This is a genomic window from Chryseobacterium sp. NRRL B-14798, from assembly GCF_050470705.1.
GTDB classification, from domain to species: domain Bacteria; phylum Bacteroidota; class Bacteroidia; order Flavobacteriales; family Weeksellaceae; genus Chryseobacterium; species Chryseobacterium cupriresistens.
Genome location: NZ_JBFLUL010000005.1, coordinates 1,462,040 through 1,480,165, shown reverse-complemented (window position 1 = coordinate 1,480,165; position 18,126 = coordinate 1,462,040). Strand labels below are relative to the sequence as shown.

Annotated in this window: 17 protein-coding genes; 8 read left to right on the top strand and 9 right to left on the bottom strand. The window is 36.5% G+C overall.

Going from position 1 to position 18,126, the window contains the following annotated elements; genetic code table 11:
* Positions 1–14: 14 nt before the first annotated feature.
* From AB1278_RS07060 to AB1278_RS07020, 9 genes are all read right to left on the bottom strand, one after another.
* On the bottom strand, positions 15–1,754 hold the full coding sequence (locus AB1278_RS07060; protein WP_429813275.1) for a BatD family protein: 1,740 nt from the start codon (positions 1,752–1,754) through the stop codon (positions 15–17).
* The gene (locus AB1278_RS07055; RefSeq protein WP_202838936.1) at positions 1,754–2,497 is read right to left on the bottom strand and encodes a tetratricopeptide repeat protein; all 744 of its coding nucleotides are present in this window, start codon (positions 2,495–2,497) and stop codon (positions 1,754–1,756) included. The genes AB1278_RS07060 and AB1278_RS07055 overlap by 1 nt, the downstream gene beginning before the upstream one ends.
* Positions 2,498–2,596: 99 nt before the next feature.
* Positions 2,597–3,604 (bottom strand): vWA domain-containing protein, encoded by a 1,008-nt coding sequence (locus AB1278_RS07050; RefSeq protein ID WP_429813271.1) that lies wholly within the window; start codon positions 3,602–3,604, stop codon positions 2,597–2,599.
* Positions 3,604–4,596 (bottom strand): VWA domain-containing protein, encoded by a 993-nt coding sequence (locus AB1278_RS07045; protein WP_429813268.1) that lies wholly within the window; start codon positions 4,594–4,596, stop codon positions 3,604–3,606. Before AB1278_RS07045 ends, AB1278_RS07050 begins: the two co-directional genes overlap by 1 nt.
* On the bottom strand, positions 4,589–5,485 hold the full coding sequence (locus AB1278_RS07040; RefSeq protein WP_227942933.1) for a BatD family protein: 897 nt from the start codon (positions 5,483–5,485) through the stop codon (positions 4,589–4,591). Before AB1278_RS07040 ends, AB1278_RS07045 begins: the two co-directional genes overlap by 8 nt.
* A gap of 56 nt (positions 5,486–5,541) precedes the next feature.
* Positions 5,542–6,405 (bottom strand): DUF58 domain-containing protein, encoded by an 864-nt coding sequence (locus tag AB1278_RS07035; protein WP_076597442.1) that lies wholly within the window; start codon positions 6,403–6,405, stop codon positions 5,542–5,544.
* Between the two features lie 67 nt (positions 6,406–6,472).
* On the bottom strand, positions 6,473–6,931 hold the full coding sequence (locus tag AB1278_RS07030; RefSeq protein ID WP_110010135.1) for a GNAT family N-acetyltransferase: 459 nt from the start codon (positions 6,929–6,931) through the stop codon (positions 6,473–6,475).
* The gene (locus AB1278_RS07025) at positions 6,931–7,935 is read right to left on the bottom strand and encodes an AAA family ATPase (RefSeq protein ID WP_202838932.1); all 1,005 of its coding nucleotides are present in this window, start codon (positions 7,933–7,935) and stop codon (positions 6,931–6,933) included. The genes AB1278_RS07030 and AB1278_RS07025 overlap by 1 nt, the downstream gene beginning before the upstream one ends.
* A 285-nt stretch (positions 7,936–8,220) precedes the next feature.
* The gene (locus tag AB1278_RS07020; protein ID WP_429813263.1) at positions 8,221–9,531 is read right to left on the bottom strand and encodes a hypothetical protein; all 1,311 of its coding nucleotides are present in this window, start codon (positions 9,529–9,531) and stop codon (positions 8,221–8,223) included.
* Positions 9,532–9,763: 232 nt separating this feature from the next.
* Between AB1278_RS07020 and AB1278_RS07015 the strand changes: the two genes are divergently transcribed.
* From AB1278_RS07015 to AB1278_RS06980, 8 genes are all read left to right on the top strand, one after another.
* Positions 9,764–11,098, top strand: a complete 1,335-nt coding sequence (locus AB1278_RS07015; protein WP_429813260.1) for a peptide-N-glycosidase F-related protein — start codon at positions 9,764–9,766, stop codon at positions 11,096–11,098.
* Between the two features lie 248 nt (positions 11,099–11,346).
* On the top strand, positions 11,347–11,817 hold the full coding sequence (locus AB1278_RS07010; RefSeq protein ID WP_202838931.1) for a DinB family protein: 471 nt from the start codon (positions 11,347–11,349) through the stop codon (positions 11,815–11,817).
* A gap of 30 nt (positions 11,818–11,847) precedes the next feature.
* Positions 11,848–12,240 (top strand): four helix bundle protein, encoded by a 393-nt coding sequence (locus AB1278_RS07005; RefSeq protein WP_227942938.1) that lies wholly within the window; start codon positions 11,848–11,850, stop codon positions 12,238–12,240.
* Positions 12,241–12,303: 63 nt separating this feature from the next.
* Positions 12,304–13,053: a 23S rRNA (guanosine(2251)-2'-O)-methyltransferase RlmB gene (rlmB, locus tag AB1278_RS07000; RefSeq protein WP_062674398.1), complete on the top strand. Its 750-nt coding sequence runs from the start codon at positions 12,304–12,306 to the stop codon at positions 13,051–13,053.
* 2 nt (positions 13,054–13,055) lie between these two features.
* Positions 13,056–14,177 carry a serine hydrolase domain-containing protein gene (locus AB1278_RS06995; RefSeq protein ID WP_429813256.1) on the top strand — a complete coding sequence of 374 codons (1,122 nt, stop codon included), beginning with the start codon at positions 13,056–13,058 and terminating at the stop codon, positions 14,175–14,177.
* Positions 14,178–14,192: 15 nt separating this feature from the next.
* Positions 14,193–15,242, top strand: coding sequence for a DUF6263 family protein (locus AB1278_RS06990; RefSeq protein ID WP_110010141.1), 1,050 nt, complete (start codon positions 14,193–14,195; stop codon positions 15,240–15,242).
* Between the two features lie 63 nt (positions 15,243–15,305).
* The gene (locus tag AB1278_RS06985) at positions 15,306–15,536 is read left to right on the top strand and encodes a hypothetical protein (RefSeq protein ID WP_110010142.1); all 231 of its coding nucleotides are present in this window, start codon (positions 15,306–15,308) and stop codon (positions 15,534–15,536) included.
* Positions 15,537–15,567: 31 nt separating this feature from the next.
* Positions 15,568–18,108, top strand: coding sequence for a YfhO family protein (locus tag AB1278_RS06980; RefSeq protein ID WP_429813253.1), 2,541 nt, complete (start codon positions 15,568–15,570; stop codon positions 18,106–18,108).
* Positions 18,109–18,126: the final 18 nt, after the last annotated feature.

The following is an 18,126-nucleotide window of genomic DNA, read 5'->3' as shown; positions in this document are numbered from 1 at the left end:
TGAAAATAAACTGATTATTTGCTAATTTGTGAATATAAATTAACAATAGTTTTCAAAAGTTCTTCCAAAGCTTCAGCAGATTTCACAGGATTGTATTTTTCCATCTGAACTTTCTGCTGCAGTCTGCTGTATTCATCTGCAACTGAAGAACCCTTGTGTTTTTCAAGAAAAGTTTTAAACTCGGGAGTAGAGCCTTTGTAATACTGGCTTCTTACTTCCTCGTCCAATTCTTCCAGCGTTACAAAGAACTTTTCATACTCTCCGTTATCTTTAAGATTTTCCAGATATCCAAAATAATCATTAATATCTGTTTTCATCAATTCTCTGATCTCTTTTTCTGTTTCAGCCACTGAACCTAAAGGTTTTGAAGGTACAGTTTCCCTAACTAATGTACGTTTTTTTTGCCAATTTTTAAATAGCAGATATGCAACAAATAAACTGATCAGAATAGCAATATTGGTCAGAAGAATATTCCAGTGGAATTTGCTTTTTTCTTTTACTTTAAAAGAAGTGGTTTTTAATACCGGAGTATTTACCGTCTCTAAAAGGTTATTGGTATATTCATTTACTTTCTCCACTGTAGAACGTGCTTCCAAAATCTGATCGTGGGAAAATGCGTTCAGATCCAGTGTTTTCTGTCCAAGATCTACATATTCTTTGCTTGCTGGATCAAAGAAAGCAAATTGTTCCGTTTTAATTGAAATTACTCCTGATTTTTTAGGAATAATCACATAATTAGCCAGGATTTCACCTTTCATTCCGGAAGTTCCCGGAGCAACTTTTGAGGTAATTTTGGGGGCAAAAACTTCATAATCCGGAGAAGCAGCAATCTTGGGAAGTTCCATATCAGGTAAATTACCTTCTCCTGAAACTTTCACCACTATATTCAGAGGCTTTTTGGCTTCCGGTTTTTCTTTGGAAGCATTGTATACGTTTACATTAAAGTTTCCAACAGCATTTTTAAAGCATTCGGGAGCTCCTTCAGGAAGCCTTCTTACGTTGATTCTGACTTTATTGGAAACAATTTTTGTTTTATTGGAATAGGTACTTACTGAAGCAGATACTCCGGGAACTTCCACATATCCTGCTTCATTAGGAAATACCATAAACATGGCCAGAACCTGCGAAGGCATATTTCCATATCCGGACGGATCTATCTCAGACTTATTAAAATTAATAGGATGTACGTTGATATTGTCCTGCTGCGGAAGGTGAATATTTTTCACCTTTCTCAGGTTATCCATATTTCTGGAATAGACTCTCAGAACAGCTACAGTAGGCTGATCCTGATATACATCCCTGTCATCAATTTCCATATTCAGATACACATCATTGGAAGTATTTGCTGCCAGAGATCTTCTGTCGACAATATCACGGATATTGACATCAAAAGGTTCTGTTTTATAGATTCTGTTGTTGACGGTAACGAGAACGGAACCGATTTTTATTTTTCCTTTTTTCTTAGGTTCCAGAGCAATTCTGGAGACTTTTTGGGTAATTAAAGTATTGGTAGCAGGATCAATCACGGTATTCGTAACAGACCCGCTTCCTATAATATTAAATTTTGAAAGATCCGGAAGCTGGAAACCTGTCTGCTGTACAAGGTCACTTCCGTTAAGTTCAAGAACGATGGTCAGGTTGATGATATCCTTACCTGCATATTCGGTTTTATCTGCATCCATAGATAGATTTACCTGTCCGTAAGTAATTACGGATGCCAGCGTTAGCAATATGTAAATCAATTTATGCTGCATCACCAATCTTTCTCGTTGCTTTCAGGCATCGAATAAGAATTTTTGTTTAAAATTCTTCTGGCGGTTTCTTTTTCTTTTTCGTTTATTTTATCTAAGATCGCATTTTCAAGATTCTTGGGCATTCTGCCTTCATTATTTTGATTCTGCTTAGGATTGTCACCCTGGTCACTTTTACCTTCGTTTTGCGGGCCGTTACCCTGATCCTGTTTTTTGTCCTTGTCGCCTTTCTGATCATCTCCTTTGTTCTGATCATTTCCGCCGCCACCTTTTCCTGAGTTATTCTGTTCGTTTTTTTGCTGTTGTTTTTCTTTCTCTTTCAGTTTGGCAATCTCATAATTTTTTCGGGTTACCTCACTGTGGGGATCCTGCTTCAAGGCTTTTTTATAATAATCAGCAGCTTTTTCCGGCTGATTCATCTGCATATAAGCATTCCCTAAATTATGAAGAGCAGCTGCTTTATCAGGAAGTGTCTGTGAAAGTTTTTCTGCTTTTTCAAACTCAGCCTTTGCTTCTTCATATTTTTTACTTTTATACAATGCATTCCCCATATTATAGTGAGCGGTAAAATCTTTATCATTGGATTTTATCGCTTCCATATATTTCGAAGAGGCACCTTCATAATCTTTACCGTCAAATTTCTGATTGCCTTCATACACTAAATTCTTATAGCTTTCCTGCCCAAACATGAAGCCTGAGAAAGAAATGGCAACAATAAACGATAAAAATATGATTTTAGTATTCATCACTTGCAAAATTATTCCTTTATATGTTAAGAAACAGAGTTTTAATTGTTAAAGTTCGGTTAAAGTACTTGTAGAATTTCTTCTATAAATAAAGGAATTCTACACATTAAAATCTTTTTTAGGATTAAAAATATAAATTAAAAAGAAAAACAGAAGAGATACTGCAAGAAAATACTGATAATAATGGTTGGCATTTTGTGATTTTACCATAGTTTCCGCACCGGCAGATTTTTTATTTACTGCATCTACAATCCTGTCCGGAGCTTCATTGATATTATTTCCGTCAATATAAGTTCCATCTGTAGATTCCGCCATTTTCTTTAATGCTTCCGTCTGCCTTTTTGAAATCACCGTACCTCCGTTGGCATCGGTTTTATACCCCATCAGCTGTCCGAACACATATTCAGGAACCGGTGCACCTTCATCTGTACCTACTCCTACAGAAGTAATGCTTATTCCTTCTTTATTAGCTAATCTGATGGCAGCATTATCATTTCCTTCATTATCTTCACCATCACTCAGCAGAATCACTTTTCTGGATCCTTTGCTTACATTTTTAAATTTTTCAGCAGCAGCCTGCATTCCTTTCAGAAAATCTGTTCCCTGAATCTGCATAGAGCTGGTTTCAATACCGCTGATATAAGTTTCCGCAGAATTATAATCAGTTGTCAGAGGCATAATAGACATTCCATTCCCTGCAAAAATCACAATACCTACCTTATCATTATTCATTTTCTTCATGGTAGCCAGCATCAGATTTTTGGCTTCCGTCAGACGGCTTGGTTCTATATCCTCAGCATTCATAGAATTGGATACATCCAGCATAAAGATTACATTGTTCAGCTTCTGGGTACTTTTCACTTCTTCTGAACCGTTCAAAAGGTCAATGATAGAGAATATCAGAAATAATGTTCCCAATAAATATAATGCAGGAAAAAACTTTGTAAATCCTGATCTTTTTTCAAATAAATTCTCGTGAAACTGGCTGGCAGCAAAAATTTCTCTTTTTTTATTTCTCCATTGTAAAAAACGGATTAAAAAAGAAGCTAACAGCGGCAGAAGCAACAGTAAAAATAAATACCAATAATTTCCTAAAGACCAACTCATCAGCTTAAAATTTTATAAAACACCCATCTCAACAATGCATCCAGCACCAGCATGGCCAGTGCAACCCAAAGGAATATTTTGAAATACTCTTCATAATTGTACAGCTTGGAAACCTTTACATCAGATTTTTCCAATTGGTTGATTTCATTGTATACTTCTTCCAGACTGCTGTTTGAAGTAGCTCTGAAATATCTGCCTCCCGTTGTCTGAGCTATTTCTCTCAAGGTATTTTCATCTATCGTCACCTCTGTTTCAGTAAAAATCAAATCACCAAAAATGTCCTGCGATGTAGGCATCAGTGCATAACCATTGGTTCCAATTCCGATTGCATATACCTTTATATTATTATTTTTTGCCAGTTCGGCAGCAACCTGTGGTGGAATCGCATTCTGAATATTGCTTACCCCATCCGTCATCAGGATCACCACTTTACTTTTGGCTTTACTTTTAATCAAATGATTCACTGCTACAGAGAGTCCTTCACCGATAGCTGTTCCAGGTTCAAGACCTGCGGAATTCAGGTTTTTAATTTCATCAATAACCACCTGATGGTCTGAGGTAACCGGAACTTTTGTGAAAGCTTCTGCAGCGTATGCTACTACGCCTATCCTATCATTGGGACGTTTCTGGACAAATTTCACGGCAATATCTTTCAGGGCGGTAATTCTGTCCGGGCTCAGATCCTTCGCCAGCATACTTAGAGAAACATCAATGGATAACATAATATCGACTCCCTTTGTATCATCTCTGTCCTGAGAAATGGTAAACGTTCTCGGTCTTGCCATCGCAATAATCAACGCAGAAAGAATGATATATTTTGATATTTTCAGCAAAAAAAGCACACCCTGGATACTCCCGCTGTGATCCATATTTTTTACGGTAGGAACTTTTATACCTTTTCTTTTATTTTTTCCAATATCTTTAATTAAAAGTGGGATAAACAGCAGAAAAAGCAGCAAAAACCATGGGCTGTAAAACTCAAAATTAAACATCCTTTCTTAAGTTTTCGAATTCTAAATCTTTGGATGATCTTTTCACAAAATCCCTGATATTGGCAAAATCTCTTTCCATGGTTTCCTGATCAGGAAATGTTTTGGCAAATTTCACCAGGTCTCCCCTAAGGAAAACATCTTCTATTATTTTTTCGTTGTCCTGCGAGATGGTATTATTTTTTTTCATGACCTCAATAAGATCATCGGTAAGAAGTACATCTGCAGGAAGGCGGTATTGTTTTGTAATGAAGGTTCTGGAAATATCGATCAGTTCCACATAAAACGAACGGAAGTTTCCTCCTTCAATATATTTTTTCTTTTTAAGAGAGTCGAGCTCTTTTAAGGTCTGGTTGGTTGCCACTACAGGAGAACTCTTTGATTTTCTTCCCCATTTTACAAACATAATAATAGCAATAACCAGTGCAATACCAGCCAATGCAGCAAGGATATAAAACTTATAAAGCTCCCAATAATCTTTGGGTTCAAGTTTCACCTGCTTATTATTCATGATATCATTGATCTGATCTGCTTTTTGAGCCGTATTAATAACATCTATTTCGTAAGGAATTGTTTTAAGTATTCTGTCACCCACTTTGAATTCCAGTTCCGGAATGGTAAATTTTCCTTCTTCAAAAACAGCAAATTCGATTTTTCTTTCATAGGTGTTAGCCGTTTGTCCGATACTGTCTTTGGTTTCTTCAAAATGAAAAGGAAGCAGCTCATTTTTGGCTGCTGAAGTTACCTGCTGCTCATTAAGGTTATCAATCTTTATGGTAAGATGATTGATTTCTCCGAGAGCAAGAGTTTTCTTTTCTACGTTAGAGGATAATATCTGTGAAAAAGCATTTGCACAGATCAGAAAAGATAATATTAAAAGTATTTTTCTCAATGTTAAATAATAAGGCAAAACGCCTGATGTTTTTAAGTTACGGGCTCAGCCCGATGTTATTTTTTCTGAAAGTAATTATACAATAATTTTGAATAATCCGAACCGGTATTGATATTCATAAAACTGGCAGAGCTGTTGGCAAAGTCTTCTTCCAGCGCTCTGAGTTTTTGTTTTTGAGCTTCTGCGAAGGTATACCGCCATCTTGCACTGGAAGTATTGGCCCAGATCTCTTTTCCGGTTTCTACATCAAGTAATCGGGCATATCCGACGTCAGGGATTTCATTATCTTTTTCATCATAAATCCTCATTCCCAGCAACTGATGTTTCTTTGAAGCTACTCTCAGCATTTTGGAGTCATAGGCATCCTCAAAATCTGAAAACAGAAATACCAGAGATTTTCTTTTAAAAATTCCCATCATATATTCCATTGCCTTGTCTATTTTAGATTCTGCCGGAACATAATCTGCAGTGAGAATATTGCTGATAATAGAAAGGATATGTTTTCTTCCTTTTTGAGGAGGAATGACTTTATATACTTTATCAGCAAACAGGATCAATCCTACTTTATCATTATTACCAGCTGCTGAAAATCCTAAACTGGCGGCAATTTCAGCTACATATTCCCTTTTCAGCTGGACTTTTGTTCCATAATCCATGGAAGCGGAAATATCCACAAGAATCATCATTGTCAGTTCCCTTTCTTCTTCCATTACTTTTACGAATGGTTCACGGAAACGTGCGGTTTTATTCCAGTCGATTCTTCTGATCTCATCTCCAAACTGATAAGGACGTACCTCAGAAAAAGTCATCCCCTGCCCTTTAAAAGCACTGTGATATTGCCCCATCAAAGCAGCCTCCGTCTTTTTTCTGGTACGGATTTCAATTTGCTTTACTTTTTTTACAATATCTTTTATCTGCATAGACGAGTTCAAAATTCAAGGTTTAACATTCAAAGTTTCATGTTGGGTGAGGTATCTGGGTTTTGGGCTAGTCATTAAACTCAATGGATACGTTCGACCACTCATTATCAAACTTTGTGTTGTATTTTTTATAAAAATTGATGGCTGGCTCATTCCAGTTCAATACCTGAAACACCATTCCACTGTAATTATTCGTTTGACCATATTCCAGTGTTGCATCAAATAATTTTTTTCCAATCTGCTTTCCTCTTAGCTTTTCAGTTACTACAAGATCTTCAAGATACAGTCTTCTTCCTTTCCAGGTTGAATATCTGTCGTAATACAGGGATATTCCAACTATTTCTCCTTCATATTCCGCTACAAAAGCTCCCCACACGGGAGAAGTTCCAAAACCATCCTGAGTAAAATCCTCTAAAGTCACGGTTACTTCATGCAGCGCTTTTTCATATTCTGCCAATTCTTTTATCAAATCCAGCATGGCAGCACAGTCCTGCTGAACTGCTTTTCTTATGATCACATCACTCATTATGGTGCCTGTATTTTTGCTAAAATTCTATTGATAATTTCCTCAGTTGTGATCTCTTCCGCTTCTGCTTCAAAGGTCAATCCCATTCTGTGTCTCAATACATCTTTTGCCAATGCTTTTACATCTTCCGGAATGACAAATGCTCTTCCTTTTAAGAAGGCGTAGGCTCTTGAAGCAATAGCAAGGTTGATGGATGCTCTTGGAGAAGCTCCGAAGCTGATATAATTTTTAAGTTCAGAAAGACCGTAATTTTCCGGATAACGTGTTGCGAACACCATATCCAGGATATATTTTTCAATTTTCTCGTCGAGATAAATCTGATTGATCAGTTCTTTTGCATCTACAATATCCTGAAGGGAGATTACAGGCTTAACCGTTGGCTGGTGTGAGGTTGAAACCATTCTCATCACCTGTCTTTCATCTTCAAAAGCAGGATAATCTATGGTACACTTCAGCATAAAACGGTCGCTTTGTGCTTCAGGAAGCAGGTAAGTTCCTTCCTGGTCAATAGGGTTTTGTGTCGCCAATACCAGGAACGGTTTTGGAAGCTTCATGGTTTCGTCACCAATCGTCACCTGTTTTTCCTGCATGACCTCCAGAAGCGCTGACTGTACTTTTGCCGGCGCACGGTTGATCTCGTCCGCCAAAACAAAATTCGCAAATACCGGCCCTTTTTTTATAGAAAAATCATTGTCTTTGATATTGAAAATCATCGTTCCCACTACGTCTGCAGGAAGTAAATCCGGTGTAAACTGAATCCTTGAAAAATCTCCATGAACAGCATCTGCCAATGTTTTTATCGCTAAGGTTTTAGCCAGTCCCGGTACTCCTTCAAGAAGAACGTGTCCGTTTCCCAAAAGCCCTACCAAAAGACGGTCTACCATGTATTCCTGCCCAATAATAACTTTGTTGATTTCCTGTCTCAGAAGAGTAAATAAGTAGTTTTTTTCTTTTACTTTTTCCGTCAATTGGCGGATATCTTCAGCTTGATATATCTCTGACATAGCTCGATTTAAAATAAGTGGTAAATTTCTGATAAATACTTGCATTAATCAACATAATAAATGCCATTTTTGAGTTAAAGTTTGTTAAAAAATCCGGCATTAACAATATTTTCAATGCTATAATACTGTATTTCTTATCTATATATAAATCCAGAAATTCAAATTATTACTATTAAACCATTCTTTATTTTTTTCATATTATCGAAAAAAAATGTCACAAATTACTTCTGCAACATTTTTTTAATTGTTTGTCTAAATTATCAATCAAGAGCTGTTTCTTAGTATTTAAAGCTTGGTTATAGTAATGGTAAATATATTTTCAGGAGCATCAGTAGTATCTTCATAAGCACCGACATTTATAAAATAATCAGTTCCTCCCGTAGTGGTAATAGTAAGGGTTTCTGCTGTACCATTGCCACCAGTATCTACAGTTCCTGTACATGACAGATTACTGCAGCTGCCACTATATACAGCTATCTGCGGATCATAGCTACTTCCGGAAGGCATAGTCACCTTAATCGTATACTGACTGCCATCACCCGTAAACTTAAACCATGTACCATCATTCATTCCTGCATCTCCACTACTTGTACATACCGTTATATTTCCGGCATTATTAGTTGTAGATATAGCATCATTCTGAGTGTAGGTGTAAGGAAATACTGATGCCAGCAATGCTCCCGCACATGCGTCATTTACAGGTATTGGAGGAACAGTTTTAAAAACAAGTTCTGAACATCCTGAAGATTCAATACCTCCTGAAACTGATGTTATTCTTAAATAGCAAGTTGTTCCGGCCGGAAGAGCTGCAGAAGGGGTAAAGCTATTTCCGGATACGATCTGCTGATTAATAATATCTGAACTTCCTGAACTTGTCCCCACTGAAACTTTGTAGGATGCAGCACCTGAAACAGGATACCAGTTGAAATCAGGAAATAGAGAAACGTTTTGAACATTATTTACAGGATAAATAACAAAAGGACAGGCAGGGCTGACATTTGGTGTAAGACCTGAAATTGTAACTGCTGATTTATAATCTGCACTTATTCCTCCAGGAGGAGATGCAATATCCACTACAGCGCGGTCTCCTTTATAGTACAGTGTTGAATATGGAAAATGAGGATAGACATGGAAAGCTTCATCAAAATTATTAATATCAATATTCGGAGAGTTTTCTTTTGCTGCAACAACTAAATTATCAACATTATTATAAGTAAATGGCGTAGTAAAAACAACTTCGACTTTATTATTGTTTTTGGTGACAGCTCCCGTAAATACCTGTGTCAGTTGCGAAGCAGGAATCCAGTCTGTGCCGGAAGAAAAGACTGTTTTTGAAGTATGCCCGAGATATACGGTCCAGTTTGAAGATTCAGTAATAGTAGAGGAAGAATCCACATAAAATGTAAGGCCGGTAATAGAACCTGCCGTACTGGCATTTAATTCCTGTTTACGATATATCTGCTGTACATAGGAATAGGAAAAAAAACTGCTTACCGGAGCAACACCAACATTTGAACTACCAATATTGATATTGATTTGCGCATCCATTATCGCAAATATAAAAAATAAAGCTAAAAGTAAAATTCTTTTCATCATTAATAACATTTAGGTAAAATATAGTGCTAATTTAATAATAAATACTTTGATTACAGCAATAATAAATATATTTCATCACATAACCCTATACTAAGAAATAATTTAAACAAAAACAAACTAAAATTTAAAAACAATAAACATTTAACAATAATACAAGACAATTACACAAAATAAGATAAATTAAATTTGATTTTAATAAATATTTAATACATTTACACTAAACATCAATACTATGTATAAAAAGCTATCCTTTTGCAGTTTTTTCATTGCCAATTTCGTTTTCGCCCAAACGACCATGACCAATATAATTTCTGATGCTGTCTACTATGATGGCTATGCAGCTACGGTATCCAATCCTACGCCCGTGGGTTTGACCAGATTGAATAACTCCAGATACACCAGAAAGCTTACTGACGCAGAACTAGACTCTTTCAAAGCTAAGATTGCGATGCGGGTAACAATCGCTGCATTGTGTGACAATTATGACCGTCTCGGAGAAGTCTTTTTAGCAATGGTACCTAAAAACCAATCTATTTACACCATCAATGATTCTAATGTCAAAAGAATAGAAGTAGGCAGATATATTACTCCTTTTATGAATAAAAACAAAACACCCTCTGAAGTTCCTTACACCTATGATGTCAGCAATTTGTACAGCATATTTCATGATACAACATTGCGTGGCATGTACGATCTGTATATGGAACTGGATGTTTTCGGGGTTCCTTATGCAGCACAGACTCAGGTTTCAGGCTGCACAAACAGAACTGATGTTTTTTCAGGCACCCTTACTTTTTTCTCAACGGATACAGGAGCAGCACCTACAGACAGCAATAATCTTTTACCTCTTCTAACTTACAGCAGTCTTAATAACTACAACAGCACCGATGTTACCGGAGAAACGGTTAGAATTGTTACTTTTAATCTGCCAAGCCCTGTTACAAATGCCCGTTTTTTTGTAATTTCTACTCCCCATGGGGCCAACAGTGGCGGTGAAGAATATGTCAGAAGACAAAACTATACCTATATAGATGATGTACAGGTTCTCACCTATACTCCAGGAGGTATTTCATGTGAACCGTACCGTGTATACAATACTCAAGGAAACGGAATCTATGGTTCTACTCCTAAAACTTTTGCTGACTGGACTTCATGGAATAACTGGTGTCCGGGAAATTCTGTTCCCATCAGAAAATTTACATTACCGAGCTTAACTGCGGGGAATCACACCTTGAAACACACAATTCCAACTGCCGTTTTCAACCAACAGCAGGGAGAAGTAAGGTTATCGGTTTATATGCAGGGGAAGAGCAATACAGCACTGAATGCAAAAGATATCAGAACAGTTGACGTGAACATATATCCCAATCCTACTACGGACTTTGTCAATGTAAAATCAAAAGCAGAAGTCAATTCAATCAGTGTTTTTAATACAGAAGGCCGAAAACTTTCCGAAACTTATAACGAAAACAAAATAAATCTTTCGTCATACAGCACAGGGGTTTATTTTCTACATATTGTTTTAAAAGACGGAACGACCTTTACCCACAAAATAATCAAAAAATAATTGCGGGCAGATTTTTCAGAAATAATGAAAACATACCCTCCCTGAAGCTTTTCACGGGAGGTTTTTCATTAATTATCACATATTAATACACATCTAAAACACTCTGTTATCAATAAAAATTAGCCAAAGAACAACCTTAATTTGCTCTTTTTTCAAATAGTTAAAAAATTTTAACTTTAATCCTCTACCCAAAAAAATTGTCATTTCCAGTTTATTAAACTATTTTTGGTGATTAAAAATTTTGCAAAATGAATTATCATTTTCAAGCACACAGACAGGTTAGAAAGAACCTTTTAGATATCCTTCAGAATACCTCTCATGAAGATCTGATCCTGATTCCGGATGGTTTCAACAACAATATTTACTGGAATATTGCCCATACTGTTGCCACACAGCAGCTACTGCACTATTACCTGAGCGGAAATCCTTTCCGTATAGATAAGTATTGGATTGAAACATACAAGAAAGGGACTTTGCCCAACTTAAATGTTCAGAAATCAGAAGTGGAAGATTTAGAATTTTTACTTACCGAAACTTCAAAGATTTTAATGAAGGATTATGACAGTGATTTCTTCTCAGACTACACTCCTTACACCACAAGTTTCGGAATGGATCTGAAAAGCATTCAGGATGCCATCATCTTCAACAATATGCACGAAACCCTTCACTATGGATATGTGATGGCACAAAAAAGAGCAATTTTAGGAGAGAAGTATTAGTTCAAAGTTTAAGATTTAAAGTTTAAGGTTATGGGGACTATTAATAGATTTGAGGATTTAGAGATCTGGAAATTATCCCGACAACTATGTAACGAGATTTATAATATTATTGAATCTACAAACCTTAAGAATAATTTTAAACTTAGCAATCAAATTGATGGATCTTCGGGGTCTGTAATGGATAATATTGCCGAAGGATTTGAAAGAAACGGGAATAAAGAATTTATACAATTTCTTTCTATCGCGAAAGCTTCCTGTGGAGAAACCAGATCACAATTGTATAGAGTTTTTGACAGGAGCTTTATTTCGCAGGAAAAATTTGAAACATTAATTGAGCAGACAGAAACGTTAAGTAAAAAGATCAGCTCTTTTATAAAATATTTAAATACAACAGATTTAAAAGGAACAAAGTACAAACCTTAAATTCAAAACTTTAAACTTTGAACTTTAGACTTTGAACCTTAAACATAAAATTTTAACAACTCAATGAAAGACGATTTTATTTTCGGGCTGCGTCCCGTGATTGAAGCAATTGAAGCGGGAAAAACGATTGACAAGATCTTTGTGCAGAATGCACTTCAGGGTCCTATTTATGCTGAATTAAAAGCCATTTTAGCGAAAAATAAAATCCGTCCCAATTATGTTCCGGTTGAAAAACTGAACCGTTTTACAAGAAAGAACCACCAGGGTGTGGTTGCTTTTATTTCGGACGTACCGTTTCATAAAGTGGAGGATATTGTTCCACAGTTATTCGAACAGGGAAAAACACCTTTCCTTTTAATTCTGGACAGACTTACCGATGTAAGAAACTTTGGAGCCATCTGCAGAACAGCGGAATGCGTAGGAATAGATGCAGTTATTATTCCTGAAAAAGGAGCTGCTCCTATCAATTCCGATGCGATAAAAACTTCTGCCGGAGCGATCTATAATATCAAAATATGTAAGGAAAACAATCTTGCCCACACGGTAGACTTCCTTCAGCAAAGCGGAATTTCCGTATATGCAGCCAGCGAAAAAGCGCAGAAGTTAATCTATGATGTTAATATGACTGAGCCATGTGCTATCGTTATGGGAAATGAGGAAACCGGAATTTCTAAAGAAGTATTGCATCATGCTGATGAAAAAATAAAACTTCCTATTGAAGGAAAAACACAATCCCTGAATGTTTCTGTAGCATGTGGAGCGATTTTGTATGAAGCGGTAAGACAGAAAATGTCCGTGATACCTAATCCATAACCATGAAAATACAATCACTTTTACCTTTATTTTTTGTCCCGTTGGCTTTTAATGCCCAGACAAAAAAAACAGCAACAGACAACCGTCTTGCCACTGATCTTTATAAGATGGTTCAGAAAGAAGCTGTTGCTTATATGCAGGATCCTGCACGTGTAGGAATTTCAATAGGCATTTTTAAAGATGGTAAAAGTTATTTTTATAATTATGGGACAACAGAAATAGGGAAATCAGAACTTCCAACCTCCCAAAGTCCATATGAGATTGCATCCATCACAAAGACCTTTACCGGAACACTTCTGGCTCATGCTTTAGTAGATGGTAAAATCAAAATGGATGATGATATCCGGAAATATCTGGATGGAAATTATCCTAATCTTGAATTTGAAAAGCACCCGATAACAATCGGTAATCTAACCAATCATTCATCAGGATTGCCTCAGTTTTTACCGGATCAGTCTGAAACATTCAAAAAACCGATGGACTCTGTTGCCCTCGCATTGTCGGATTTTTATAAAAACTATTCAAAAAAGAATTTTTATGAGGATCTTCATCAGGCTAAAGTGGATTTTGTACCCGGAACAGAATATAAATATTCCAATGTCGGAACACAGATTGCCGGGGATATCCTGGAAAAAGTATATCATACAAGCTATGAAAACCTGCTTTCAGAGTATATCACAAAGCCTCTGAAAATGAATCATACTATTATTGGTACGAATTCTGCACAGCTATTGACTCGTTATAACGAAAAAGGAAAGATAATGCCCAGAAATTTCACAACCATTTTTGCTCCTGCAGGAGGAATCATTTCTACTACAGGAGATCTTGTGAAATACATGCAGTATCATCTGGATGAGAACAATAAATATGTGAAAGCATCCCATACTCCTTTTGTAAAAAGTGAAGGAGATGCTATTGGATTATATTGGAGATTGCACACCTATGAAGATGGAACTGAAACCGTTTATCATACAGGAGGTACATTTGGTTTTTCAAGTGTTCTTCAGATATATCCATCAAAAAACATGGGAGTCGTAGTACTTTCCAATGAATCGGATGGAGAATCTCAGGGAAAACTGCACGACATCGCAGATAATATATTAAGAAACAGTAGTAAAAAATAAAGTTAAAAAAATCGAATGAAGAATATTGCAGCGCTTGCGCTTATATCATCAATAGCTCTTGTATCTTGTAAAAAAGAAACAGCAAAAATAACGAAAGTAGATCCTAAAACCGGAAAAACAGTAACGGTAGAAGTTCCTGCTGATTCTGTAGCGAAAGTTTCAGAAAACCCTGCTATCAAAGATTCTGCGGGAGTTATTACACAGACTTTCAAGCTGGAAAAAGGTAAAACATATCCTCTTACCACTTATCAGAGAGATGTGAAGACTATGACTGACCCTCAGGGGAAATCCATCACCGCTACCAGCGAATCTACAGATGAGATGAATTTTGTAGTGGATGACATCAAAGGAAACGTATATGAAATGACGCTTAACCTTGTAGCAAAGAGAAGTTCTCAGTCGGCACAGGGAAAAACGGTAGTAGTAGACACCAAACTTCCTCTTCCTAAAGAAGATGATCTTAAAATGATCTGGAATGTAAACAAAGCGCTTACCGGAAACAAACTTCAGATGAAGATGGATACAAAAGGGAATGTAATTTCTATTACAGGATTTGATGCTGTTTACACAAAAGTAGGTAACGCAGTTGGTACACTTATCAAAGATGCCAATGAAAAAGCAAGCGTAGTAGCAAGCCTTAAGCAGTCTTTCAACGAAAAAGTACTGAAAGACCAGTTCCATAAAAACCTGATGATTATTCCTAAAAAAGGAGTTAAAATCGGAGAAAAATGGTCAACTTCTGAAAATGCTGACGCCAGCGGAGCTGTTAAAGTAACCTCTAATTATGTAATGAAAAGCTTAGGAAACGGAGCTGCAGAAATTGCAGTAACCGGAGGTATTCCCAAAAAAACAGAAAAGAAAACTCAGGGACCTATCACACACAGCCTGAGCAGTGAGCTTGTTCAGAACGGAACCATTAAGTTTGACGAAAGCACGGGATGGATTACCAACCAGAATATCAACGTAAAAACAACTCAGATAGAAACCATTTCCGATGGAAAACAGTCTCAGTCTATGAAAAGTATTTCCAATTCTTCGGTAATGGTAAACCCATCTGCTAAATAACTTGAATAAACATTCAGGGTTTAAAGTTTACATATTAAACCCTGAACTTTAAACAAAAAAATTATGAAGTACATTCTTGAGTTAGTACTCACTGCCATTATTATTTTCTTTGTCTGGAATATTCTGAAAAGAATTTTCTTTAAGACATTCTATAGTTACCGTTTTAATAACAATAATCAAAACAACGGGCAGCAGGACATCAACAACTCGAATAAGAATAACAAAAAGAACCTTAAGTGGGATGCAGAAACGGTAGACTACGAAGAGGTGAAAGAGAGTAATGACAAAAGGTAAAAATTCCAAGAAATAAAAGATAATAACCAGCATGGCAAAAAATAAAAACTTAATTTATATTGCAATTTCATTAGTAGTATTTATAGTTTTAGCATTTTTATATTCCACTCCTGTATTTTCAGGGAAACAGCTTTTCCAGCATGATATTGTACAGTACAGAGGAGGAGCAAAAGAACTGCTTGACTACAGAGCCAATACCGGAAATGAAACCTATTGGAGTGACTCCATGTTTGGGGGAATGCCGACTTATCAGATGGGAAGCCAGTTCAAAGGTGATATCATCAAAAAAATAGACAGCAATCTGAATTTCCTGCCAAGGCCGGTTAATTATCTCTTCCTGCTGTTTGCAGGTTTTTTCCTTTTGGGAATGGTAGTGGTCAGAAACTGGAAATATGCTCTTTTGGGAGCTACTTTCTTCGGACTTTCCACCTATTTTTATATCATTATTGCAGCCGGACATAATGGTAAAGTAAATACCATTGAATATTTCGCACCGCTGTTAGCCGGAATTTTACTGGTGTATATCAGGAAACAATACATCTGGGGGTTCATTGTCACTACCCTTTTTATGGGTCTTCAAATTGCTGCAAACCACCCACAAATGACCTATTATCTGTTCATTGCGTTAGGATTCTTATTCCTTTCTGAATTGATCAGAGCCATCCAGAAAAAGACACCGATGAAGCACTTCCTTATTTCATCAGGGATTATCGCAGCGTCATGTGTTATCGGGGTTGGAATGAATTCACAAAGAATCATGGCCAATTCAGAATATGTAAAAGAAACGGTTCGTGGAAAGCAGATTTTAAATAACGACAGCCATACTTCAGGAAAATCCGGAATGGACAAAGAAAGTATGCTGATGTGGAGCTACGGGCAACTGGAAACTTTAAACCTTTTTATTCCAAGATTAATGGGAGGCGGAAGCCAGGAACCTGAAGGAAAAGAAATCATGAACAGAGTTCAGGAGCTGGTGCAGGAAAATGTAGGTTCACAGGCTGAAATGGACAGAATTTCCAAAGGTTTCAGCGGGGTTACTTACTGGGGAGACCAGCCGGGAACTTCAGGACCTGCCTATCAGGGAGCAATTGTTTGTTTTCTTGCTTTATTGGGATTCTTTTTTGCCTCGAAAAAATACCGTTACTGGATTTTAGGAGCTTCCATCCTGACCATTTTACTGGCTTGGGGAAGTAACTTTATGCCATTATCGGATTTCTTTATCGATTATGTACCGTTCTATAATAAATTCAGAGCTCCTTCTTCAATCTTAGTGGTAGTAGAGTTATTATTCCCATTAATTGCCATTTTGGGATTATACAGATTCTTTACAGATGAAAAGTTGACTGAAGAATATAAGCAGAAAATTCTGATGTATGTAGGAGGTGGAACGTTAGGATTTTTATTGATTCTTTTAATCTTTGGAAAATCATTGTTAGGTTTTGCTACAGAAAACGAGAAAACCTACTTCCCTCCTTTCCTGCTTGATTATCTTGTAGATGAAAGATATAAATTATTCAGAATAGATGCCATAAAAGCATTCATTTATGTAGCGATTACTGCGGCAGCTCTATTCTTAACTTTAAAGAAAAAGCTTAATCAGAATATTGCTTTGGTAGTGATTGGGCTTGTAAGTTTATTTGATCTTTGGTCGGTAAACAAACGTTACTTAAACGATGAAAACTATGTTGATAAAATCTTCGCTGAAAATCCTTTCCAGACTGAAAGTTCAGACCTGTTGGCTGAAAAAGTGCAGGGAAATCCAAATCTTGAATCTATTTTATCCAATGTCAACATCAACAAAACATTGGAGACTATTGCTGAGAAAGACAAAACACACTACAGAATTTACAACCAGACATTAGGAGTTACCAGCGAAACCAATACCTCTTATTTTAAGGCTTCCATCGGCGGTTATCACGCTGTAAAATTAAGAAGATATGACGATGTACTGAATGAATACATCAATAGTATTGATAGTATAAAAACACCTAATGTATTAAACCTGTTGAATACCAAATACATGGTTTTCGGAGGTCCTGAGCAGCCACAGGTTGTTCCTAATCCTAAAGCTAATGGCAATGCATGGTTTGTAAGCGATTTAAAATTTGTAGATACTCCTAATCAGGAAATAAAAGCGATCGGGACTATTGACAACAAGAAAACAGCTGTCATTGCTTCATCTGACAAATCATATTTTGATAACAAACCTGTTCAGGCAGATTCTACAGCATTTATCACTCTTACGAAATACCAGCCTAACGAACTTGAATTTAAATCTCAGTCGAAAACACCTCAATTGGCCGTATTCTCTGAAGTTTATTATCCTCATGGATGGAAAGTGTTAGTAGATGAGAAAGAAGTTCCTTATATCAAAGCAGATTATTTGCTTCGTGCCGTACATGTTCCGGCAGGAAACCACCATATCAGAATGGTTTTTGAACCTGAAGTGATTGAAAAAGGAAAATGGCTTTCTCTTCTTTCATTCGGATTATTTATCCTGTTGGCTGCATTTGGAATTTTCTGGATGAATAAGAACAAGAAAAAAGAGATTGTAACTGAACAAAAAGCTTAAAATAATTATTGCAGTATG